A 22,165-nucleotide genomic window follows, 5' to 3' on the forward strand; every position below is an offset into this window, starting at 1 on the left:
TTCCATATCAATCGACATACAACATCAGAAAGGGGGCAGCGCTCCTAATGTTCGACATTCTTCTACCGGAGCAAAACGAGCAGCCGCTATACCAGCAATTGTACTCCCTCATACGCGACAGCATCCGAAGCGGGGGAATTGCAAACGGGCAGCGGCTGCCTTCCGTCCGATCGCTGCAGCATCAGTTGAATATCAGCAAAACCCCGATTGAGACGGCCTATCAGATGCTGACGGCTGAGGGCTATGTCATCAGCAAGCCTCGTTCCGGCCTGTATGCCGTTAACCCGGATCAGCGGGGAGCAGCGCGAGCTATGAGCAGCGCGGAGGCGGATAAAACTACTCCAGCGGCCTCTGTGCAAGGAACCGGATACAGCTTTCCTCCGGTGCAAGTTGATTTTAATCCGACGGCACTTGACCCAGGGGCTTTTCCAGTGCGTGTCTGGAATAAAATGCTTAAGGATTCGCTGGACCATCATTTGCATGAAATCGGTCATTATGGTGATCCGCAAGGCGAATACGGCCTTCGTATGGTCGTTTCCGATTATTTGCGAAATTCGAGAGGCGTACAATCTACGCCCGAGCAAGTCGTTATCGGTGCCGGCACGGCATACAGCATAGGGGTCCTCTCCAAAATGCTGAAGGACATCCGGGCGGTGGGATTCGAGGAGCCCGGCTACAGCCTCGTCCGTGATCAATTTCAGTTAAACGGCTTTCAGGTCTTGCCGATCCCTGTTCATGATACCGGAATATCGATTGCAGCATTGAAGCGGAGGCAGGTACAGCTAGTGTATGTCACCCCCTCCCATCAATTTCCTACGGGGGGCATTATGCCGTATCCCGAGCGGGAACGACTGCTTCAGTGGGCTGAGGATAACCATGCGTATATTATCGAGGATGACTACGACGGAGAATTCCGTTACCATGGAAAGCCGATTCCTTCCCTCCAGGGTCTGGACCGGAGCGGAAGGGTGATTTACGCGGGAACTTTCTCCAAGGTGCTGACGCCGACGCTGCGGATGAACTATCTGGTTCTTCCGCCGGAGTTGATGATTCGGTTAAAGAAGATGCGGCAGGAGTTGTTTTTTGCACCTTCACGGATTGAGCAGTGGGCTATGGAGTCCTTTTTCAAGGAAGGGCATTGGTACCGTCACATCCGTAGAGCAAGAAGCTTGTACCGGAAACGGCATCGATACCTCATTGACATCCTCCATGCTTATCTGGGCGAGCATGTGGAAATTTCCGGCCAAAATTCCGGTTTGCATATCCAGCTGACGGTTAAGAAGCCCGTCACGTCGGATGAGCTGATTCGCCTAGCGGCGGAACACGGAGTAAGGGTATATGATCTGCGAAAAATGTGGATCGGGCGAACGCAGGACACCGGACAGTACCCGAGATTGTATATGGGATTTGCGGGGCTGCGGGAAGAGGAGATGGATTACGGAATCCAGCTGCTGCGAAAAGCCTGGTCGCTTGAATCATGAACCGACGTGATTACACGTCTTTGTCTGGCGGTCATGACTTGCCCCCGTGCTGGCCTCTATGATCTGGCGGCCATGATTTCCCCGTGTAGCGCCTATGATCTGGCGGTCGTGACTAAACTGTCTTTTAAAAGCTGCATTTTTTGACCATTTTCTTCAGGTCAGCAGCGAGGTAGCATATATGACAGAAGACAGATCACAGAGAATAGGAGTAGGGATATGATTACAGATACGGAAATCAAGGCGTATTTAACCCGATTGGGAATTCTCGATCGAAAGGCTCCGACAAAAACATTTCTGTTCGAGCTGCATCAAGCGCATGTAGAGCGAATATCTTGGCAAACCGTTGATATTTTTGCGGGGAAACCGACCGCTATGGACGTGCGGAGTTCAATTCAGCTGATGCTGAGCCGGCGCAGCGGTTATTGCTTTCATCTGAACGGTGCGTTCAGCACGCTGCTGCAGGCACTGGGCTATAATATCCAATGGCATCGTGGCGGAGTCCAGCCAATCGGGCAAGAGCCGCGGATTAACGGATTTCATCTTGGGGTTACCGTTAGCTTACCCAATGACGAAGGGCAGGAGGAACGATGGATCGTTGATGTCGGACTAGGCGACATGCCCTATGAACCGATACCGTTACGATATGGAGCATATCGTCAAGGACCTTTCACCTATGATCTTATGGCATCCGGTGTGGCTAATGGAGGCTGGCGTCTGACACATGATCCTGCGAATTCCTATGAAGGGATTGATTATGCTCCTGAAGCGGTTGATACCCTGGATGTATTCACTGCCAACCATGCGTTTTACAGCCGATCTCCCGAGTCGCCTTGGCGCGAGCTGTTCATTGTAAGGCAGCGTAGCGCAAAAAGAATCCATGAGCTAAAGGGTCGGATATTGAAATCCTGGGATGAATCGGGTATGCATACCACAGAGATTGATAGCAAGGCTCAATGGAGGGAAGTGCTGGCCGATCTTTTCTATGAGGAGCTCGTCCATTATTCGGAGCTGGAGCGTGAAGGGATATGGGACAAAATCACCAAACTCCATGAACGTTGGTTAAGGGAGATGGAGGAGCAGAACGGTCGAGCTCAAAGCATATGAAGCCTGCTTCATTGCCAGGCTGGTCCCCAGATGAAATAAATATAACCGTTCTCGAACTTGCGGCCTTTCCGCTGCTGGTGTTATGATGGTTCCCACCATACGAAGTTCATGAAGGAACTTCGGTAACTATTGTGAGGGAGCGAATCGACATGGCAACGATCGAGGATTTTTTGAAGCTGGATATCCGTGTTGGAACCGTCGTGGACGCCGAGCCATTTCCGGAAGCCCGCGTTCCGGCGATTAAAATGAAAATTGATTTCGGTCCTCTTGGAATCAAGCGGACAAGCGCCCAAATTACGCGCCGATACAATGCCGGGGAGCTGATCGGCACCCAGGTAACGGCGATCGTGAATTTCCCGCCGAGACGCATCGCAGGCTTTGAATCCGAGGTGCTTGTCTTGGGCGGAGTTCCGGAGAAGGGGGACGTCGTCCTGTTGCGGCCGGAATACAAGCTGCCTGACGGAACCCCGATTGCTTGACGAATCCGAAGGGAAAGGCCCCGGCATAACGGTCCGGAGCCTTTTTTATTGATACGAACCGTGTTTCGTTGTCTCCATGCTGCCGAATGACATGCCAAGCTGCCGCCAGGGGCGTTGTTTTCTCCATCAGGATATCATAATATGATAACTGGGAGGGTTTTCTAAATGGATGGATAAGGTTGAGGAGGGGGATTATGAACCCAGACTTTTATCACCGTGACGACGAGGCAGCATTCGGCCCGGTCGGAGCACAGTATGCTTTGCTTGTCTTCATCCGTTTTCTGACGCGGCGCAAATTTCTCCGCATTAACGAGCAATGCGAAAGGCTGAGAGAAAAGATGCTGGAGCAAAAGAGGCTTCACATTAATCGATCGGATCTTGCCTCATGAAGGAACCCCTAGATCTCAAAGATGTCATGATCAGCAGCGACTCTTCCCTGCTGGATACAGCAGCCATTCTAAGATTTCTGCATGACAGCTATTGGGCCAGCCGTCGGTCCGAATCCAAAATCCTCGATTCATTAAAGGGCTCTGTGTGCTTCGGGGCTTATTACAATGGGCGGCAGATCGGCTTTGCCCGTGTGGTCACCGACGGGGCGACCGTGTATTGGTTATGCGACGTCTACGTGGATCCGGCTTACCGGGCTCAAGGCGTAGGCAAAAAGCTAATCGCAACGATTACCGGACATCCGGATTACCGAAACTTATTCGGCATACTGGCAACAAGGGATGCGCACGGGCTGTACGAGCAGTTCGGCTTCGTGCGGGATCATGGCAAGACGCTGACAAGAACGCCGGATTTTTTGCGAAAATAAGGGCCCTTATTCAGGAGGTAAACCATGATTCTATGGATTAACGGAGCTTTCGGCTCCGGGAAGACGCAAGCTGCTCACGAGCTTCATCGCAGATTGCCGAATTCGTACGTGTACGATCCGGAAAATGCCGGCTATTTCATTCGGTCTAACCTGCCGCCGGATGCCAAGCGGGATGATTTCCAGCATTACCCCATGTGGCGGGAGTTTAACTATGCCATGTTCAAGCACATGGACCGGGAATCCGACTGCATCATTATCGCGCCCATGACGGTGACTAATCCGGAATATTTCGATGAAATCGTAGGAAGGCTCCGGCGGGACGGTGTTCAAGTTCGGCATTTCACCCTGTGCGCATCAAGGGAGGTCCTTCTCAAGCGTCTCCGAAGCCGTTATGAAGGATCGAATTCCTGGGCGGCGCAGCAGATAGACCGATGTATCAGCGGATTATCGCAGGAGGTATTCCGGCAGCACATCGATACGGATCGGCTGTCGATCGACGAGGTCGTTTCGGTCATTGCCGGTCAAGCCGGCATACAACTGCTTCCCGATCACCGAAGCCGTGCCAGAAAACAGCTCGACCGTATGAAAACGAAGCTATCCCACGTTCGGTTTTTTGGATGAATTCTAATCGATTGATATAAAAGCAGAGATAAGCGAAGACCTGAACAGGGGCTTCGTTTTTTTTGCTTTTTATAGTCATTTCATTTCTCAAAGGAAAATAAATTAGCCGGTCCTAAATATTTTGCATGCGTTAAAAAAAACCGAAAACACGGATTACATAAGGGTTTCCGAGGATTGATATTCGTCAACGCCTGCGCAATAACGGCAAAATGATATTGACAAATACCTAATGATGGATTATTTTTTGTACATAGCAATTAATGTTTACCTTAGGCAAAACAATTGGTACAAGGCATTACATTTGACTCGATGCATAATTATTCTGGCTGGAGAAGCGCACTGTCGCACAAGGCAATTCATTGGAGGAGGAGAAAAGGAACGATGAAAACCAAATTATTCAGTAAAAAGGCGAAAATTTTGGGGGCGGCCATGCTGAGTCTGGCATTGGTGCTATCCGGGTGTGCTTCAGGCGAGCCGCAGACGAAGCAAGCGTCAGGGGACTCTGATGAGAAAATTCATATTGTGACGACGATTGGTCAGATAGCGGAGCCGATTTCCGTCATCGGCGGTGACCGGGTAGATGTCCAAAGCCTGATGGGGCCCGGGGTTGACCCTCATTTATACAATGCTACGCAAGGAGATATTCAGAAGCTGCAAGGCAGCGATGTCGTATTTTACAGCGGTCTGCATCTCGAAGGGAATATGACGGAGATCTTTGAGCAGATCGGTAAAAATAAACCGGTGCTGGCCATTGCGGATGCGATCCCGAAGGATCAGCTGCTTGAGGATGAAGCGAAGGCGATCGATCCCCATGTGTGGTTTGATATCGATCTATGGAAGCTTGCACTGGATTCGGCTGTGGAAGAGCTGAAAGCCTTCTCGCCTGAAGATGCCGAATATTTTGAGCAAAACAAGCAGGATTATTTCGCCAAGCTGGATGAACTGAAGGCAGAGGCCAAAGACAAGATCAGTCAAATCCCTGAAGCGCAGCGCGTGATCGTAACTGCGCATGATGCGTTCGGATATTTTGGCCGCATGCACGGCATGGAGGTCGTCGGGCTGCAGGGACTTAGCACCGAGGATGAGATCGGTCTCTCGGATATCAACGGGACCATCGATACGCTGCTTGAACACAACATCCCGGCCGTCTTCGTTGAGAGCAGCATCAACCCGGCTTCCATCAACGCGGTTATTGAAGGAGCAGCCAAGAAAGGGCTTAACGTGAAGCTAGGCGGAGAGCTGTTCTCGGATGCGATGGGGGAAGAGGGAACGACGGAAGGAACCTACATCGGAATGTATCGCCATAACGTGGAGACGATTTATCATGCTTTAACAGGAAGCGGTGAATAAGATGAGTGTGCTGAAAGTTCAGGACTTGCATGCATCCTATCGTAAAAATAAGGTGCTTCATGATGTTTCGTTCGAGGTGGAGCAAGGTTCGTTAACCAGTATTGTCGGTCCCAACGGGGCCGGCAAGTCCACGCTCCTGAAAGTGATGCTGGAGCTTCATCCGAAGCTCTCGGGAAACGTATCATTCTTTGACTCAACCTTGAGTCAAACCAAGACGAGAGTCGGCTACGTGCCTCAACGCGGCTCGGTGGATTGGGATTTTCCAACGAACGCGCTCGACGTGGTCATGATGGGACTCTACGGCCGCGTCGGGTGGCTGAAATGGCCGAACAAGAGCCATAAAGAGAAGGCGATGGCATCCCTTGATCAAATGGGCATGGCCGAATTTGCGGATCGGCAGATCAGCCAGCTGTCCGGGGGGCAGCAGCAGCGCGTGTTTTTGGCAAGAGCTCTTGTGCAGGATGCGGACCTGTATTTCATGGATGAACCGTTGGCCGGAGTGGATGCTGCGACGGAACGAGCGATTATGACGACGCTGAAAAATTTAAAGATGTCGGGAAAAACCGTGATGGTCGTCCATCATGACCTACAGACGGTCGAGGATTACTTCGATCATGTTCTTCTCCTCAACCGTACCGTCGTTGCCCACGGGAAGACGGAGGACGTGTTTACCAAGGACAACGTAAACCGGGCCTACGGCGGTTCCCTTCGCTTCATGAAGGAGGCGTAACATGTGTTGAATTCATTATTATCCCCAAATACACAATGGGTGCTGCTCAGCACCTTGATCTTGGGCATGGCCGCCGGCATGATCGGCAGTCTGGCGTATTGGAAAAAACAAAGCCTCATGAGTGACGCGCTTTCGCATGCTGCCCTTCCGGGCGTTGTCGTCGCGTTCGCGCTTACCGGTACCAAAAATCTGCTGATCATGATCATCGGGGCCGCCGTCAGCGCGTTGATCGGCGCTTGGTTAATCGGGTGGATCCGTTCCTCCAGCCGGATCAAGGAGGATACGGCGATGGGCATGATCCTGTCCGTATTTTTCGGACTCGGGATCATGCTGCTCACGATCGTCAATCGTACAGCTGGGGGCAACCAGAGCGGACTGGATAACTTTATTTTTGGTCAGGCCGCATCCATGGTCCGTAAAGACGTTTTTACCATGCTTGCCCTCGCCCTGTTGGCCATCGCGATCGTAACGGTCGCCTTCAAGGAATGGAAGCTGTTTTTGTTCGATCCGGATTTTGCCCGCGGTCTCGGACTGAGCAGCCGATGGATGAACGCGGTTTACATGGCGGTCCTGGTCCTCGTGATCGTGATCGGCATTCAGGCCGTAGGCGTTATCCTGATGGCGGCGATGCTGATCATACCGGCTGTGAGCGCAAGGTACTGGACCCAGTCGTTTCGAACGATGGTGGTCCTGTCCGCGATATTCGGCGGCGGTTCCGGACTGATCGGAACGTTGATCAGCACGCTCGGGAAAGGCTGGCCGACGGGGCCGTTTATCGTGCTGGCTTCCTCGGTATTATTCACGGTATCGCTTGTGTTCGGTTCGGAGAAAGGGATGCTGATTCAGGCACTTCAACTGCGATCCGAAAAGAAGAAGCAGGTGCAGGACTCAAATTCAAGCTGGACGAAGGTTCCGGTCATCAGGGAAGGGGAATAAAGGATGACATATACAGGCTGGATCTTGCTTACTGCTTCTCTGGTTGGTTTGTCCTGCGGCATTGTCGGGGTGTTTCTCATATTGCGAAGAATGGCCATGATGGCCGATGCCATTAGTCATACCGTGCTGCTGGGTATTGTAACGGCCTTTCTGATTACGCGGGAATTAAGCGGACCCCATATGCTGATCGGCGCGGTGATCGCAGGTCTGCTTACGGCTCTCCTCGTTCAGTGGTTCCATTCCCGGGGGGTTCAGCAGGATGCCTCCATCGGGGTGGTGTTTACGACATTGTTCGCGATCGGAGTTATTCTGATTGCCACCCAGGTCGGCAATGCCCACTTGGACACCAAGCACGCACTGATGGGCGAGATAGCGTTCGTGCCGTGGGAGGTCATGAATATACCGCTCCTTGGCGAAGTGCCTAAGGCAACCTTCATGCTGGCGGCTGTGCTGCTGGTCGTGCTGGTTGTTATCCTGGCCTTCTACAAGGAATGGAAAATTACCTCCTTCGATCCGGCATTAGCCGCCAGCATCGGCATACCGGTCATGCTCTTGCACTATGTGTTCATGTCGTTAGTGTCGATAACAACGGTTGCCTCATTCGATGCCGTCGGGGCGATTATGGTCGTCGCTATGCTCATTACTCCCGCAGCAGCGGCATATCTATGGACGGATAAGCTGTCCATCATGCTGGCGCTCAGCGGAGCCTTCGGTGTAGTCTCTGCCTTCGCGGGCTATTACGTCGCCGTATGGCTGGATACGTCCATATCGGGATCGATGGCTTTCGCGACCGGGATCGTGTTCCTTGTCAGCTTTCTGCTGTCGCCGAAGCATGGCGTGCTGTCAAGACATCTGCAACGGTATAAACGGCCCGTTCTAGAGGAAAAGTCAATCGATGCCGTTTCATAGGAGGGAACAGAACGCGGAGGTACCCCGGCCAGATGCATGTCATGGTTCATCGTTCGATTCAAGGAGAAGGTATCAACGACATCGTTCAACTCATCATAACGAGCACCGACGGATCTCCCATATCGCAGAAGGCAGAAGGCTTCGTTGGCAGCAGCGTAGCCGCAAGAAGGCTGCACGTCGAAAAAAATAAATTTCATGAGAAGCACCCACAGCTGGGGTGCTTTTTTTTATATTTACAAACCCAAAGTAATGTTATATTAATATACTAAATATACTATTTAAATCATAAAGGTTGTGATGGGCTTTGAAATCCTTGCCGCTGTACAAAAAAATCCAGGAAGACATTAAGCGGCTGATCGCCATCGGCAAGCTGCGGGAGGGCGACCGGGTTCCTTCAGAGAAGGAGCTGTCCGAGCGTTACCGGGTCAGTCAAATTACAAGCAAAAACGCATTGGTCGGACTGATGGAGGAAGGGCTGCTCGTCCGGATCCAAGGGAAGGGGACGTTCGTGATGAGCAGGCCGGAGAACGCTGCCGTGCTTGACCAGTTGGGCGAATGGACAACCGGAGCCGGCCGAAGCGGGCGGATCGGGCTGGTGCTGCCGACGATGAAAACGAAAGTGGACCAGCGCTTTCTGGATAACATTGAGAAGTACGCCACCGCTGCAGGGTATGAAGTGATGCTGCGAATTACGCGCGAGTCCCAGCTCGAGGAGTCCAAGGTCATCACGTCCTTTCTGAAGCAGGGAGTGGACGGCATGATCATTTTCCCGGTTGAAAACGAGACGTACAACGATTCGATATTGAGGCTTTCGCTGGATCGATTCCCGTTTGTCCTCATTGACCGGTTCCTGAAGGAGATCAAGACGTACAGCGTAAGCTCGGATAACATGAACGGCACTAGGGAAGCTGCGGCGTATCTGCTGAGCAAAGGCCATTCGTCCATCGCTTTCATCTCGCCGGAAATTACGAATACCGTAACAGACGAAAGAGCCCAGGGGTTTGAGCAGGCTTTTCTCGAGCGCGGATTGTCGATCGACAAAAGCTTATGGTGTCTCCTTCCGCTGGATGAGATCGCATCGGGTCAATCGGTTGAACGCATCCGGGATTTTTTAGACGGCAGTCCCGATATAACCGGTGTCATTACAGCCAACACGGAGCTGTGCAGAAATGCCTACAAAGCCGCAGTTGCCTGCCGCCGGCAGGTGCCTGACGACCTGGAGCTGATTACGTTCGATCCGCCGGATCTGCCGAACGTCCCGTATATCAGGCAAAACGAGGAGGAAATGTGCAGGCTGACGATCGAGCTGCTGACCGAGCAAATTGAGGGGGTCTTTGAGGCTAGAAGAATTGTTGTGCCGGTCCATCTCGTGAAGGAATAATGTGATTCGTATGCGAATTATTCAAACTCTTCAATTTTATAATAAATTGAGTATATAAAAGTATATTGTTATAAGTTATTATGACTTCGTAAAGCGCTTACAATATACCTTGAAGAAGAGGGGAATCGCATGAAATCGAAGAGCAAATTTGCAGGTATGATCATGCTGTTACTGATGTTTGCGTTATCCGCTTGCAGCGGAGGCGGTCCAAACGGCGCAGCTTCCTCCAACAACCCGGACAGCTCGGCGCCAAGCAATGAGGCTGCCGCCGGGACGGACAAAAAGGAGCCTGTGACGATCGAGTTTATGGGCCATGGCAATCCGAACGAAAAGAAGATTTTCGAAAAGCTGATCGCTTCCTTCGAGGAGAAATATCCGCACGTCACCGTTAAATATACATCGGTGCCTCCGGGTGAGTACTCGCAGAAGATGACGACACTGATCAGCTCCGGCAAGGTGCCTGACGTATTCTACGTCGGCGGGCCCGAATTCTATCGATTTGCGGAAGCCGGAACGCTCCTCAATATTCAATCCTATCTGGACCAGACGACGTTGTTTAAACCAGACAACGTGTGGAAGCAGGCGATGGACCGTTACCGCTTCGACGGCAGCAAGGTTGGTGCCGGGGACTTGTATGGATTGCCTAAGGATGTAGGCCCGTGGGCGTTTGTCTACAATAAAGATTTGTTCGATCAAGCGGGCGTGGCGCCTCCATCCGCCAAAGCCGGAGAGTGGACGTGGGACGACATGCTGGAGGCCGCCAAGAAGCTGACGGTTGACAACAACGGCGACGGAAAGCCGGAGCAGTACGGGGTTGGCGCATACAGCCTGGAGTCCGCGGTTTGGGCCAACGGCGGCGAGTACATCGATTACGACACCGGAACGGTAAAAGTGAATGAGCCGGCGTTTTACGAGGCGATGCAATTCGTGGCCGACCTGAATCTGAAGCATAAGGTGAGTCCGAATCAGGAAGCTGAGCAAGCGATGAATGCATACACCCGCTTTATTAACGGACAGCTGGCCATGTTTGCGATGGGCCCTTGGGATCAGCCGGCATTCTGGGAGCTGCCGTTCAACTGGGATATTGCGGCATGGCCGGCAAGCCCGAATACGGGGCAAACGGCGACCTGGCTCGGTTCGATGGGATTTGCCGTATCGGCGAAATCCAAGCACCCTCAGGAAGCGTTCGACCTGGCGGCGTTCCTGTCGCTGGATGAGCAAGGGCAGCGCGAAAACTACCAGCTTGGCCAAGCGGTTCCCAACCTGATCGACATGGCCGAGGGCGAGTTTATGGAAATGGATAAAGGACCGCAAACTCGTCAAGTATTTCTGGATATTATCCAAGATTACGGGCGCCCGGACGTTATAGCCTTCTCGAAGGACACGCAATGGATGGATGCTTTTAACCAGAACGCGAGCAAGGTATGGAACGGTGATATGTCGGCCAAAGACTTCACGGCTGAGATCCAGCCGAAGATGCAGGAGCTTTACGATAAGGGAAACAAATGATAAGGCGCGAGGGGGCTGCCGGCCGATGATGCCGGCGCTCCCCGCCATATGAACAACGCCCTGTCATAAGGAATACAGGCGAAGGTGGAATGAATATGGGAACGAAGCTGCTCAGCGGCTATCGCAGAAAGGAACTGGCTTGGCTGTATCTGTTCGTCGCTCCGCCGGTCCTCGGATTTCTTTTGTTCGGCCTCGTGCCGATCTTGTTCTCGATCTATATCAGCTTTCACAAATGGGATATGCTGTCCGATCCGCAGTGGATGGGACTTGCCAATTATAAGGAGCTTCTGGCCGACGAAAAGGTGTTCAAATCCTTGTATAACACCGTGTATTTGATGATCGGCATTCCGATCGGCATGGTGCTGTCGCTGTTGCTGGCGATCTTGATGAACCGTAAATTCGCAGGCATTTCGTTCATGCGCACGATCTATTATCTGCCGGTTATCTCGCCGATTATTGCGGTATCGCTGCTGTGGCAGTGGATCTTGAATCAGGATTACGGGCTGCTCAACAACTTCCTGTGGGAGGTATTCGGGATAACCGGGCCGAACTGGCTGGGCAAACCCGAATGGGTGAAGCCTTCGCTGATCCTGATCGGGCTGTGGAGCGGTATCGGGGGCAATATGGTGCTGTATTTGGCGGGTCTGCAGTCGATCTCCTCAACGTATTATGAGGCTGCGGAAATTGACGGCGCAGGGGCCTGGCACAAGCTGACACGGATTACGATCCCGCTGCTCACGCCGATTCATTTTTTCGTTATTGTCATGGGCATCATCGGGGCGTTTCAGTCGTTCAGCCAAATTTATGTGCTGGCGGTGGACGGTGGACCGGAATATAGCGGCGCTACGGTCGTCTACTACATATTCCAGCATGCGTTCGAGTATTTCAACATGGGATATGCGAGTGCGGTTGCATGGGTGCTGGGCATTCTGATCTTCATCGTGACGCTGATTCAATTCAAGCTTTCCAATCGATGGGTTTACCAGGACTAGGGGGGATTATCGTGAGACGGGAAAGATGGACCGACCTCTGGTCGCTGCTGCTGTTGCTGTTCGGCTCGATCTTTATGGTCGCGCCGTTCATTTGGACGATTTCGACTTCACTTAAGGATCGGCGAAACGTATTCGAAATTCCTCCGCAGTGGATTCCCGATCCGTTTACGTTTGGCAACTATGCGAAGGTGTGGCAGGAGTCGCCTTTGCTTAACGGGTTTATGAACAGCTTGATCATCGTTGTGATCGTCCTGACGGTCGGCATGCTGGTATCCGCCATGTCGGCCTATGCGTTCGGGAAATTTGAGTTTCCTTATAAAGGAGTGCTGTTCCTGGGTCTGCTCGGAACCATGATGATTCCTTATTCTGTCGTCATGATCCCGCAATATATCGGTTTTTCCAGGCTCGATTGGGTGGATACGCTGCTGCCGCTCATCATCCCCGGCTTGTTCGGAAACATCGTCGTCATTTTCTTCATACGGCAATACCTGCAAAGCGCGATGCCGACGGAGTTGATCGAAGCGGCGAAGATCGACGGTTCCAGCTTCCCGGGAATTTTCTTCAAGATCGCGCTGCCAATCATGAAGCCGGCGCTTGCGGCCCAGGCAGCCCTCAGCTTTATGGGCATTTGGAATGATTTCCTTGGCCCGCTGATTTACTTGCACACGCCCGAGAAACAAACGATCCAGGTACTGATCGCTTCCATGCAGGCCATGTACATCGGTCAGTCGGATTACCCGATGATTATGGCCGCCGCCATCATCGCCATGGTGCCGGTGATCATCGTATTCTTTTTCTGCCAGCGCTACTTTATTGAATCGATGGCAATCAGCGGAATCAAGGGGTGAGGCGTATGCCGATAGTCTTATCGCACTTGCGGAAAATCGCCAGATCCCTTGGTGCATTAGGATTAGCGGCCGGATTGGCAATGTCGGGTTGCAGTACAATCACGAAACCGGAGGCGATCGATATGGAAATTTACAAGATCCAAACGTATGCCAATCCTCTTCCATCCTTAGAGGAAGAATGGGAGGATTACGGCAACGGAGATCCATACGTGCTGCGGCATGACGGCCGCTATTATCTGTATGTCAGCACGAAGGATCACCGGACGGGAATCAAGGCGTGGGTGTCGGATGATCTGGTCAATTGGCGTTATTCGGGGCTGGTGACGGAAGATCCCGTCTCGACCGGGGCCTATGCGCCAGAAGTCATTTATTGGAACGGCTGGTTCTACCTATATACTTCCCCGGCAGGAAGGGGCCACTACGTGTTCCGGAGCGAATCGCCGACAGGCCCGTTCGAACGCATCTCCGAGAACGTTGGCATGAGCATCGACGGCTCGGTGTTCATCGATGATGACGGTTCCTGGCTGTTTACGCATGCAGGCTCCTCGGGCATCGTAGGCGTTCCCATGAACGGTCCTGCCGGTTTCGGTGTGGGGCAGACGATTCCCGGCCCGTACCTGGGCCACTGGACCGAAGGGTCCATGATTATTAAACGGAACGGAACCTATTATATGACCTATACCGGCAATCACGTATTCAGCAAGGGATATCGCATTAACTATGCCGTGTCCCATGATTCGCCGCTTGGCCCGTATACCGTTCCGGCCAATAACCCGCTCGTCATCAGCACCAAGCCGGACTTCTACGGACTCGGTCACAGCTCGACTGTCCTGGGACCCGATCTCGATTCATATTATCTCGTATACCATAACCTGGCGGGAAGATCCCAGGAGGGCCCGCCTGTTCGTCGGATGAACATCGACCGGCTGGTCTTCAATGGAGACAGGATGGAGATTCTCGGACCGACGAACTACGATCAGCCGGTCCCGAGAGGGCCGGCCTTTGCCGACAGGCTGGATGGAGCTGATATTGACGAAGCGCGGTGGGAGGCAGAGAAAACAGCAGGAGGCGGTCGAATCATCAGCAAGAAAGGCACGGGTCCAATCTATACGGCTGAATATAACCTGGTACCGCATCAGGAGCGTGCCGCCGTATTGTTCGCTTATCAGAACTCGAATCAATACGCTTTCGCTGAAATGGAGCCGAAGGAAAACAAGCTTTCCCTGGGTACCATGGAGGACGGAAGCCGCAAGGTGCTTGCCGAGGCGAAGATCCCTCAAGACACGGATTGGTCCAGGCTGCATACCATTCGTGTCGAGCGTGGGGAAGACCGGCTCCGGGTTTATCTGAACAGCTTGCTGGTGCTGGATGAATCGGCGGATGCGTTCGGACCAGGCAAAATCGGATATCTGTACGAAAACGGCGCACCGGAATTTTCGTATACGGCGTTCTCGAACCAAGCTTCCGGCAGCAGTGACTTTGAAGCAGCCAAGCCGCTTCCGGGCCGCATCGAAGCCGTTCATTACTTAAGCGGCGAAGGCAGGGGATTCTCGGTCCGCCATCCATCAGATGCCGGAGCATGGCGACGTTCGGACGGGACGATGATTAAGCCGGCGGGGGACGGGAGCTATTCGGCAGCCTTGACGGAAAAAGGCGATTGGCTGCGCTATGCGGTGAACGTATCGCAATCCGGCACGTACGCGCTGGACCTAACGGTCAAGTCCGGGGCGGATCCGTCGGCCATCAAGGTTCTCGTGGACAAGAAGGAAGCCGGCAGCTTTGAAGCCGATGGCAGTGATTACTCCGGCAGCGAGCCTTGGGTCAAAATCCGGGTCGGATCGCTCGAGCTCGAAAAAGGGCTTCACAGCCTTACCATCCAATTGGACAGCGGCCAAACGCTGGAGTGGACATCGATGGATTTTGAGCTGGTAAACGAAGAAAATTTCAAAATCGAGGGTGTTCTCGAACAAGCAAGCGCCGAAGATATTCATGGCGAGTGGGTTACAACGGATGGAGGGTATGCGGGGGCACCTGACTCCGATGCCAAAATGTATGGAGGAAGTCCTCTATGGACCGACTATCGCATCCGGACGACCGTGAAGCTTGGCAATGACCCGTCCGGTCAGGCGGGCGTGCTCTTCCGAGTGACGAACGAGTCGGAATTCCGGGATCAAGTGAGCGATTCGCTGATGGGATATTTTCTTGCCGTCAGCGCTACGAAGCTCGAGCTGTACAAACATAATTACGATTCCGAGCTTCTGCAAAGCGTAAAATTCTCACTGGAACCCAATGAGCTTGCAAGCTTAAGCATTGAGGCGGTTCGCGGCACGATCCGAGTTTATGCTCTAGGCGGGAATGAGCCGGTTCTGACGTTTGAGGATCCCTGGGCTTTCATGCAGGGAAGAGTGGGCATACGGTCTGTTCATGCGGAGCAGATCGAGCTCGGAGACATCACGGTGGAATCCATAGGCAACAAACAGAAACGATAAACTAACAGAAGATGGAGAGTGGAACAGAATGTCTAGCTCGCACAAATATATTAAGGACTATCCTAGGCCGCAGTTGGTTCGCGAGGAATGGGAAAATTTGAATGGAGAATGGGATTATCGATTCGACGATGCATTGGAGGGGGAGGGCGGCAAGTGGTTCGAACGTTTGAATGCTGACCGTAAAATTATGGTCCCCTTCACCTATGAGACAAAGGCCAGCGGCATAGGAGACGAATCATTCCACCCTTGCGTATGGTATGAGCGGTTGGTTACCGTACCTAAAGAGGCGCTTGGAAAACGCATCCTGCTGCATTTTCAAGCTGTCGATTACGCGGCGACGCTATGGGTCAACGGCAGGAGGATCGGCACGCATGAAGGTGGGTACGCCGCATTTTCGTTCGATATCACCGAAGCGGTCGAGCTTGGCAGGGAGAACCGGATAACCGTTCGAGTTACAGACAGCAACAACTGCATGCAGCCGCGCGGCAAGCAGCGCTGGATGAAGGACAGCTTTGGCTGCTGGTACGTACAGACCACCGGCATTTGGCAGACCGTGTGGATGGAGTACGTTAACCCGATCCATATCTCCCGGGTGAAAATTACGCCGGAGCTGGAACGCGGATCGGCGAGCTTCTGTTATGAACTGGGGAATACCGGGCTTCTTTACGAAGGTATAACCCTGGAGACGATTATCCGGTTTGACGGAAAGCTGATCCGATCTGCGGAAATTAGTGTCGAACGCAGCACGGCAACGATCGACATCAGTGTCGTCAATGAGGCAGCGGGTGAATGGAAGATCAGGCCTTGGCACCCGAATCATCCGAATTTATACGACATCGAGATGATTCTCAAGCAGCATGGGCAACCGATCGACACCGTCTATTCCTATTTCGGCATGCGAAGCATTCGTATTGTAGGGGATCAAATTTTGCTGAATCATACACCGCTTTATCAGCGTTTGCTGCTGGACCAAGGGTATTGGAGTGAGTCGCATCTGACCCCTCCATCGGAGGAAGCGCTGCTGGAAGACATCGACAAAACGCTTGCGCTCGGCTTTAACGGCGTGCGCAAGCATCAGAAGCTGGAGGATCCCCGTTATCTATATTGGTGCGACCGCAAAGGGCTGCTGGTCTGGTCGGAAATGCCGTCAACCTATGAATTCGGGGACGAGGCTGTGGAGCGGTTCACGAACGAGTGGATGGCCATCGTTCGGCAGTACTACAACCATCCTTCCATTATCACCTGGGTACCGTTTAACGAGTCATGGGGGATATCCGAGGTTTTCACCGATCGCAAGCAGCAGCAGTTTACGGAATCGATTTATCATCTGACCAAGGCATTCGATCAGATGCGGCCGGTGATCGTGAATGACGGATGGGAGCATACGGTATCGGATATTATTACGCTTCATGACTATGAAGAACTGGGGGCGATGCTGGAAGAGCGATACCTCCACAAAGATGCGCTATTGGGCAATGCGTTCGCGCACAACAAGCATCGTTATCCTTTCGCACGGGGCTATGGCTATCGCGGTCAGCCCGTCATCATCAGCGAGTACGGCGGCATCGCCTTTACAAGCGAAGAAGGCTGGGGTTACGGGAATCAGGTTCGCACCGAGGAGGAATTTTTGAAACGTTACGAAGGCATCACGCAAGCGATTAAAAATTTGCCTTATGTGAGCGGATTCTGCTATACGCAAATTACGGACGTGCAGCAGGAAGTGAACGGCTTACTGACGATCGATCGAAAGCCGAAAGTGAAAATGGAATCGATTCGAAGCATAAACCTGGCATGAGCAGCTTGAAGCGTTTAGCTCAGCGACGCGATTAGCGGGAAAAGCTCATGAAGATTCAGATCGTATATACCTAAAGTTCAATAGCTTTTCACTGAAAGTAAACCACGGATGATAATACATCTGCGGTTTACTTTTTTGTGATCCAGTAACATTACTGACCTTGATAAACAAAACTTGGTCAAATAAAAAATAACCTCAGACCTGGTTATGAAGATCCATTTTTTCGGGACAGAGCTCAATACGCAGATTGATTAAGAAACGAATTTTTGCAAATCTTATTATATGTATTGACGTGTATATATGTATATATGTATATTTATTCGTGAGCAGAACATCGAACAAAGGCTAACACCAGACCCCTCTGGGCATCGGCTGGTTTCTGCCCGTATCAAGTCGGGAAGAGGGTCTCAATCGTTCGGAGATTTTAGTTCGAGTATCTAAAAGGAGGAGGATAAATGACGGCTTTCAACAGTTTTCTCTCAAGCTACCTGCAGAACCACCATCATACCATCTGGAATGAGCGGCTCGACCGACTGGAAAATTATCTCAAGAGGATGACTGCCGATGGGAAGAAGTCCGAAATCCACAACAATAACCGATTTGATTATTGGAAGGAGAATGAAAAATGACTGATCTTCAAGTGCTGGACCGTTTAGTCGGTACATGGCAAATCAGCGGAGGTGCAGAAGGAACCGTAACCTATGAATGGATGGAAGGCGGATATTTCTTGATTCAACACGTCCAGCTTATGCAGCATGGACAAGAAGTTAGAGGCATTGAGGTTATCGGACACGTAAAGCCATTTGGAGAGGAACCCAGCCAGGACATCAGATCCCGGTATTATGATACGATGGGCAACACATTTGATTATGTTTACGAGATGGAAGGAGATACACTCATCATCTGGGCCGGCGAGAAAGGATCTCATACTTACTTCAAGGGAGCGTTCAGCTCGGACGGGAACACAAATAGTGGGGCATGGAGCTATCCAGGTGGCGGAGGATATGAATCGTTGATGAGGAGAGTCACGTTAGGGGGAGCAACAAATGGCTAAACCGCTAATTACAGCGACACCGGTATCTGCGAATGCTTCCAAGTTCGCCTTCGGATCCGTATTCTGTGGAACGCTGTTCGTCCTGATTCTAGCCAGCCTGCATGTGCTGGAGCCGGAATTCGATCCTACTTGGCGTTTTGTTAGCGAATATGCGCTTGGCAGCGTTGGATGGCTCATGCAAGTCGCATTTGCATTGTTGTCTGCTGCACAGATTGGCGTCGCAATTGCAGTATTCCCGCAAATTCGTTCCATAACAGGATACATCGGGCTCGCTATCCTTGGGATCAGCGCGGCGGGCGTCCTGATCGCCGCCATATTCGTCACCGATCCGATTTCCGTGAGCCCGGAGAATGCAACGTTCAGCGGAAAGCTGCATTCCATTGGCGCCACGCTCGACTATACTCCGGTCTCGGCTCTGCTGCTAAGCCTGGCGCTGACTCGCAGCGAAGCCTGGAGACCCGTTCGCAGACGACTGCTCATCAGCGCCGGGATTGCGCTCGCTGCCATGGTCGCATTCGTCCTGCATATCCCCCAAGACGGCCAGTTTGGTCCTGATATTCTGGCAGGTCTGTTCGGACGATTCTTGATTGTTGCCGATATCGCATGGCTCTTGATCGTCGGAATGCATGCGCTCAAACTCCGCAAGCAGGGAGGGCATAACCGAGCTTCTAACGTGGATACTGACGGAAGGCGGAGTTGAGCCGGCGAGATCATCAGCGTTCGCGTGAATCAGCTGCAAATCGAGTCCAGCGTAGTGTTCATTGGCTCGCTTGTTCCAATAGAGCTTCTCTATTTTGGTTAAATACCCAAGTTCACGCACAGTTAACTTATCGACAAGAGCTTGGGTATTTAGCTGTGTATTATATCCTTTATATTTTTTGGGGAATGTCGAGGGTGGCCTCTTAGAGATTATTTTTACTTATTAGGTTGAAATTCCAGTTCAACTTTTTTATAATGAGTAAAAATTCACTCATAAGAAGGAGCTGTGAAATTGCCACGGACCAAAGAACAATTTGAAGAAATGCGGAATGCCACCAGAGACAAAATACGCTCAGCAGCGATGCAGCTGTTTGTTCACCAAGGCTTCGGCTCGACGAATGTTCAAGATATCGCGGATACGGCTGGGATCAGCATCGGGTTATTGTATCGGCATTATAGGACAAAGGATCAATTGCTTAAAGAATTGGTTGCCTATGCAGTCGAGGGGTTGAAGCGCAACGTTCATTTCTTTGAATCCGATCAATCTCCCAAACAGTTGATATCACATTTTGTCAATGAGGTTTACACCGACCTGTTGAACGGGGAGGAGCTTGCCAATTTGCTGATCCTAATCAATCAAGCACTGTTTGCGAGTGCCGGTACAGACTCCAACTCCAACCAGCACGATGAGATCCTTCAGGTCAATGCAAGATTGCTTGATGCTACGGCGCGACTCATTCGCAAGGGGCAGCAGCTTGGAGAGTTCCGCTTGGGTGATCCGCATGAGATGGCCGTCTATTTTTACGCTTCCATTCAAGGCTTGGCCGAAATGAAGATCCTGCTCAAAAGCAACTTTACGATGCCCTCGCCGTCAGTCCTGACAGCATTTCTAATTAAGGAAATGGAGTGAACCCTAATGATCACCATAGTGAAAGCCGATCAGGCTGAAATCGATGTAAGGCCGGGGTTATCTGAATTATTCGCGGATGGCTTCAAGCAGTGGCTTGGCTTTTTCTCCAAGGATCCGAAAAAACTTGCTGCAGCGTTCGCCCATATGTTCGTTCTGGATCAATTTTATGTGGCATTAAACCAGGGGCAAGTGATCGGAATGGCTGCCTGCACGAATGGAACAGCACTCTCGGTTAAACTGGATAAACAGGAGCTCCGTAAACATTTAGGCTTGTATAAAGGCACGTTGGCCGGCGTTTTCCTGAAGAAGGAATTTGAAACCCCTTTTGCTCAACCGTTACCCCGTACAGGTTCTATTGAATTTGTAGGGACAGCTTCAGCATTCAGGGGACAGGGCGTAGCGACGCAATTGATTCGACATATCCTTGAGCATACACCTTACGAGGTTTACTTGATTGAAGAAGTCGCCGATACCAATACCGCAGCAATGAAGCTCTATAATAAATTGGGTTTTAATGAATACAAACGCAGGGAGATCCCCGGCCACCGGGCAAAGAAAATCGGGATCAATCATAACGTATCGCTCAGGCTCATTAAAAAGCCGGGCTCTGAGGTATAATCGTCAGAGCCCGTTTGAAAGTTAACTTTTTTTTCGGAGTGTCTATGCAGCCATATTGAGTAATTGAATGAGCACCCTCCATCCCTTTATCCCTTCAGTTAAGCGACAAATGACTTAGGTTTTCCCATAATCACACGATCCGAGGGCAGAAGCAGCGCAAATAATCCCAATAACGGCAGAAAAGCACACGCCTGTATCATCCGTTCCACTCCGTGGGTATCCATCAGCCACCCCATCATAACCGACCCTAAACCGCCCATCCCAAATGCCAGTCCAAAGAACAAACCCGCAACCGTTCCTACATGACCGGGAAGCAATTCCTGTGCATAGACGATAATGACCGAGAACCCGGACATTAGGATTAAGCCAATTGCCGCGCATACAACGACCGAGCCTGCCGGCCCGACATAGGGAAGGAGGAGCGAGAAAGGCGATGTGCCCAGAATCGAGAACCAAACCACTTTCTGGCGACCGAACCGGTCGGCTAACGGGCCGCCGAGGAACGTTCCGACCATACCTGCGAACTGGAGAGCAAAGATGCTGATCTGAGCGGTGCTTAACGGCAAATGATATTTATCCATGAAGTAGAAGGCATAATAACCGGTCATGCTGGCCAGATACACGAACTTGGAGAACAGCATAAGGATCAGAATGCCGAGCACATAAACGATAAAGCTCTTCCTGAAGCTGCTTTTCGCTCGATCGACAGCTTGTGCCGCTGCATGCAGAGGGCGGGATTGCTGGCTGTACCAACGACTGACGCCAAGCTGCAGCGCGATTCCGAAGCCGGCAATGATGGTAAACCACAGGAAGCCTGCCTGCCCCTGCGGAACAATGATGAAAGCAGCCATAAGCGGGGCGAAAGCTTGACCTGTGTTGCCGCCAACTTGGAACACGGATTGTGCTAGTCCCCGACGGCGCTTCATCGCCAAATGGGCCACACGGGAGGATTCCGGATGCAGCACCGAGGAACCGATTCCGATCAAGGCCGCAGAGATGAGCAAGCACCAAAACGATGGAGACCATGCCAACCCTGCCATTCCCAAAAGGGAAAAGCCCATTCCTAACGGAAGAAGCAAGGGCAGCGGCTTACGATCGGTATAAAACCCGATGATCGGCTGCAGAATGGAAGCCGTGATATTGAGCGTAAAAGCAACCCATCCGATCTCGGCATAGCTCAGCTGCATCTGCTGCTGAAAAATAGGAAACACTGCGGGCACCACCGACTGCATCGCATCGTTTAGCAGGTGGGCGAAGCTGACTCCCAGCAGTACGACTAATGTCGTTTTTTCCGTCGTATTCCCCGCCATTACCGTTTTTGACATATCCCCCACATCCTTATTTGTTTTTTTCATGATAGCGGATCGCAACTTTAAAAGTCGCAGCGAAAATTGCCATTTGGACGGAGCACTTTATGCTATACTTTAGTGGGGTGAGGTACTTGAG

General features: G+C 51.8%; 22 protein-coding genes. 21 read left to right on the forward strand and 1 reads right to left on the reverse strand.

All coding sequences use genetic code 11. The annotated features are described in order from the left end of the window. Nucleotides 1-47: 47 nt before the first annotated feature. From pdxR to BBD41_RS27960, 21 genes are all read left to right on the forward strand, one after another. The gene (pdxR, locus tag BBD41_RS27860) at nucleotides 48-1,481 is read left to right on the forward strand and encodes a MocR-like pyridoxine biosynthesis transcription factor PdxR (protein WP_099479918.1); all 1,434 of its coding nucleotides are present in this window, start codon (nucleotides 48-50) and stop codon (nucleotides 1,479-1,481) included. Nucleotides 1,482-1,697: 216 nt separating this feature from the next. Next, the gene (locus BBD41_RS27865) at nucleotides 1,698-2,585 is read left to right on the forward strand and encodes an arylamine N-acetyltransferase family protein (RefSeq protein ID WP_077566621.1); all 888 of its coding nucleotides are present in this window, start codon (nucleotides 1,698-1,700) and stop codon (nucleotides 2,583-2,585) included. A 149-nt stretch (nucleotides 2,586-2,734) separates the two neighbouring features. Continuing rightward, a complete protein-coding gene (gene csaA, locus BBD41_RS27870) occupies nucleotides 2,735-3,064 on the forward strand; it encodes a chaperone CsaA (RefSeq protein ID WP_077566620.1) in 330 nt (109 codons plus the stop codon). 194 nt (nucleotides 3,065-3,258) lie between these two features. Then, nucleotides 3,259-3,453, forward strand: coding sequence for a hypothetical protein (locus BBD41_RS27875; protein WP_077566619.1), 195 nt, complete (start codon nucleotides 3,259-3,261; stop codon nucleotides 3,451-3,453). Further along, the gene (locus tag BBD41_RS27880; RefSeq protein WP_077566618.1) at nucleotides 3,450-3,878 is read left to right on the forward strand and encodes a GNAT family N-acetyltransferase; all 429 of its coding nucleotides are present in this window, start codon (nucleotides 3,450-3,452) and stop codon (nucleotides 3,876-3,878) included. Before BBD41_RS27875 ends, BBD41_RS27880 begins: the two co-directional genes overlap by 4 nt. A gap of 24 nt (nucleotides 3,879-3,902) precedes the next feature. Beyond that, nucleotides 3,903-4,499, forward strand: a complete 597-nt coding sequence (locus tag BBD41_RS30780) for an AAA family ATPase (RefSeq protein WP_077566617.1) — start codon at nucleotides 3,903-3,905, stop codon at nucleotides 4,497-4,499. Nucleotides 4,500-4,880: 381 nt separating this feature from the next. Further along, entirely contained in the window at nucleotides 4,881-5,849 is a 969-nt protein-coding gene (locus tag BBD41_RS27890) for a metal ABC transporter solute-binding protein, Zn/Mn family (protein WP_099479920.1), read from the forward strand. A gap of 1 nt (nucleotide 5,850) precedes the next feature. After that, nucleotides 5,851-6,579, forward strand: a complete 729-nt coding sequence (locus BBD41_RS27895) for a metal ABC transporter ATP-binding protein (protein WP_099479922.1) — start codon at nucleotides 5,851-5,853, stop codon at nucleotides 6,577-6,579. Between the two features lie 3 nt (nucleotides 6,580-6,582). Next, the gene (locus tag BBD41_RS27900) at nucleotides 6,583-7,515 is read left to right on the forward strand and encodes a metal ABC transporter permease (protein ID WP_099479924.1); all 933 of its coding nucleotides are present in this window, start codon (nucleotides 6,583-6,585) and stop codon (nucleotides 7,513-7,515) included. A 3-nt stretch (nucleotides 7,516-7,518) separates the two neighbouring features. Beyond that, the gene (locus BBD41_RS27905; protein WP_099479926.1) at nucleotides 7,519-8,424 is read left to right on the forward strand and encodes a metal ABC transporter permease; all 906 of its coding nucleotides are present in this window, start codon (nucleotides 7,519-7,521) and stop codon (nucleotides 8,422-8,424) included. Between the two features lie 304 nt (nucleotides 8,425-8,728). Then, entirely contained in the window at nucleotides 8,729-9,805 is a 1,077-nt protein-coding gene (locus BBD41_RS27915; protein ID WP_099479930.1) for a GntR family transcriptional regulator, read from the forward strand. A 129-nt stretch (nucleotides 9,806-9,934) separates the two neighbouring features. Then, nucleotides 9,935-11,314 carry an ABC transporter substrate-binding protein gene (locus BBD41_RS27920; protein WP_099479932.1) on the forward strand — a complete coding sequence of 460 codons (1,380 nt, stop codon included), beginning with the start codon at nucleotides 9,935-9,937 and terminating at the stop codon, nucleotides 11,312-11,314. Between the two features lie 95 nt (nucleotides 11,315-11,409). Then, on the forward strand, nucleotides 11,410-12,306 hold the full coding sequence (locus BBD41_RS27925; RefSeq protein WP_099479934.1) for a carbohydrate ABC transporter permease: 897 nt from the start codon (nucleotides 11,410-11,412) through the stop codon (nucleotides 12,304-12,306). Continuing rightward, nucleotides 12,288-13,154: a carbohydrate ABC transporter permease gene (locus BBD41_RS27930; protein ID WP_397311260.1), complete on the forward strand. Its 867-nt coding sequence runs from the start codon at nucleotides 12,288-12,290 to the stop codon at nucleotides 13,152-13,154. The genes BBD41_RS27925 and BBD41_RS27930 overlap by 19 nt, the downstream gene beginning before the upstream one ends. Before the next feature lie 122 nt (nucleotides 13,155-13,276). Then, a complete protein-coding gene (locus BBD41_RS27935; protein ID WP_099479935.1) occupies nucleotides 13,277-15,643 on the forward strand; it encodes a family 43 glycosylhydrolase in 2,367 nt (788 codons plus the stop codon). Between the two features lie 28 nt (nucleotides 15,644-15,671). Next, nucleotides 15,672-17,438 carry a glycoside hydrolase family 2 protein gene (locus BBD41_RS27940; protein ID WP_099479937.1) on the forward strand — a complete coding sequence of 589 codons (1,767 nt, stop codon included), beginning with the start codon at nucleotides 15,672-15,674 and terminating at the stop codon, nucleotides 17,436-17,438. 455 nt (nucleotides 17,439-17,893) lie between these two features. After that, the gene (locus tag BBD41_RS30090; RefSeq protein WP_167392997.1) at nucleotides 17,894-18,067 is read left to right on the forward strand and encodes a hypothetical protein; all 174 of its coding nucleotides are present in this window, start codon (nucleotides 17,894-17,896) and stop codon (nucleotides 18,065-18,067) included. Beyond that, nucleotides 18,064-18,492 carry a hypothetical protein gene (locus tag BBD41_RS27945; protein WP_077566605.1) on the forward strand — a complete coding sequence of 143 codons (429 nt, stop codon included), beginning with the start codon at nucleotides 18,064-18,066 and terminating at the stop codon, nucleotides 18,490-18,492. The genes BBD41_RS30090 and BBD41_RS27945 overlap by 4 nt, the downstream gene beginning before the upstream one ends. After that, complete coding sequence (locus BBD41_RS27950) at nucleotides 18,485-19,192, forward strand: DUF998 domain-containing protein (RefSeq protein ID WP_099479939.1); 708 nt, start codon at nucleotides 18,485-18,487, stop codon at nucleotides 19,190-19,192. Before BBD41_RS27945 ends, BBD41_RS27950 begins: the two co-directional genes overlap by 8 nt. A 291-nt stretch (nucleotides 19,193-19,483) precedes the next feature. Further along, a complete protein-coding gene (locus tag BBD41_RS27955) occupies nucleotides 19,484-20,101 on the forward strand; it encodes a TetR/AcrR family transcriptional regulator (RefSeq protein ID WP_099479941.1) in 618 nt (205 codons plus the stop codon). A 6-nt stretch (nucleotides 20,102-20,107) separates the two neighbouring features. Further along, nucleotides 20,108-20,719 carry a GNAT family N-acetyltransferase gene (locus BBD41_RS27960; protein ID WP_077566602.1) on the forward strand — a complete coding sequence of 204 codons (612 nt, stop codon included), beginning with the start codon at nucleotides 20,108-20,110 and terminating at the stop codon, nucleotides 20,717-20,719. A gap of 98 nt (nucleotides 20,720-20,817) precedes the next feature. Here BBD41_RS27960 and BBD41_RS27965 read toward each other — a convergent pair whose 3' ends face one another. Then, complete coding sequence (locus tag BBD41_RS27965) at nucleotides 20,818-22,044, reverse strand: MFS transporter (RefSeq protein ID WP_237086939.1); 1,227 nt, start codon at nucleotides 22,042-22,044, stop codon at nucleotides 20,818-20,820. Nucleotides 22,045-22,165: the final 121 nt, after the last annotated feature.

This window comes from Paenibacillus ihbetae (genome assembly GCF_002741055.1).
Classification (GTDB): Bacteria; Bacillota; Bacilli; order Paenibacillales; family Paenibacillaceae; genus Paenibacillus_AQ; species Paenibacillus_AQ ihbetae.

Coding starts and splice junctions, on each gene's coding strand:
- BBD41_RS27865 (WP_077566621.1), top strand. CDS start 1,698: ATGATTACAGATACGGAAATCAAGGCGTATTTAACCCGATTGGGAATT.
- BBD41_RS27920 (WP_099479932.1), top strand. CDS start 9,935: ATGAAATCGAAGAGCAAATTTGCAGGTATGATCATGCTGTTACTGATG.
- BBD41_RS27950 (WP_099479939.1), top strand. CDS start 18,485: ATGGCTAAACCGCTAATTACAGCGACACCGGTATCTGCGAATGCTTCC.
- BBD41_RS27880 (WP_077566618.1), top strand. CDS start 3,450: ATGAAGGAACCCCTAGATCTCAAAGATGTCATGATCAGCAGCGACTCT.
- BBD41_RS27940 (WP_099479937.1), top strand. CDS start 15,672: ATGTCTAGCTCGCACAAATATATTAAGGACTATCCTAGGCCGCAGTTG.
- BBD41_RS30090 (WP_167392997.1), top strand. CDS start 17,894: ATGACGGCTTTCAACAGTTTTCTCTCAAGCTACCTGCAGAACCACCAT.
- pdxR (WP_099479918.1), top strand. CDS start 48: ATGTTCGACATTCTTCTACCGGAGCAAAACGAGCAGCCGCTATACCAG.
- BBD41_RS27960 (WP_077566602.1), top strand. CDS start 20,108: ATGATCACCATAGTGAAAGCCGATCAGGCTGAAATCGATGTAAGGCCG.
- BBD41_RS30780 (WP_077566617.1), top strand. CDS start 3,903: ATGATTCTATGGATTAACGGAGCTTTCGGCTCCGGGAAGACGCAAGCT.
- BBD41_RS27930 (WP_397311260.1), top strand. CDS start 12,288: ATGGGTTTACCAGGACTAGGGGGGATTATCGTGAGACGGGAAAGATGG.
- BBD41_RS27945 (WP_077566605.1), top strand. CDS start 18,064: ATGACTGATCTTCAAGTGCTGGACCGTTTAGTCGGTACATGGCAAATC.
- BBD41_RS27925 (WP_099479934.1), top strand. CDS start 11,410: ATGGGAACGAAGCTGCTCAGCGGCTATCGCAGAAAGGAACTGGCTTGG.
- BBD41_RS27965 (WP_237086939.1), bottom strand. CDS start 22,044: ATGTCAAAAACGGTAATGGCGGGGAATACGACGGAAAAAACGACATTA.
- csaA (WP_077566620.1), top strand. CDS start 2,735: ATGGCAACGATCGAGGATTTTTTGAAGCTGGATATCCGTGTTGGAACC.
- BBD41_RS27935 (WP_099479935.1), top strand. CDS start 13,277: ATGGAAATTTACAAGATCCAAACGTATGCCAATCCTCTTCCATCCTTA.
- BBD41_RS27905 (WP_099479926.1), top strand. CDS start 7,519: ATGACATATACAGGCTGGATCTTGCTTACTGCTTCTCTGGTTGGTTTG.
- BBD41_RS27875 (WP_077566619.1), top strand. CDS start 3,259: ATGAACCCAGACTTTTATCACCGTGACGACGAGGCAGCATTCGGCCCG.
- BBD41_RS27895 (WP_099479922.1), top strand. CDS start 5,851: ATGAGTGTGCTGAAAGTTCAGGACTTGCATGCATCCTATCGTAAAAAT.
- BBD41_RS27890 (WP_099479920.1), top strand. CDS start 4,881: ATGAAAACCAAATTATTCAGTAAAAAGGCGAAAATTTTGGGGGCGGCC.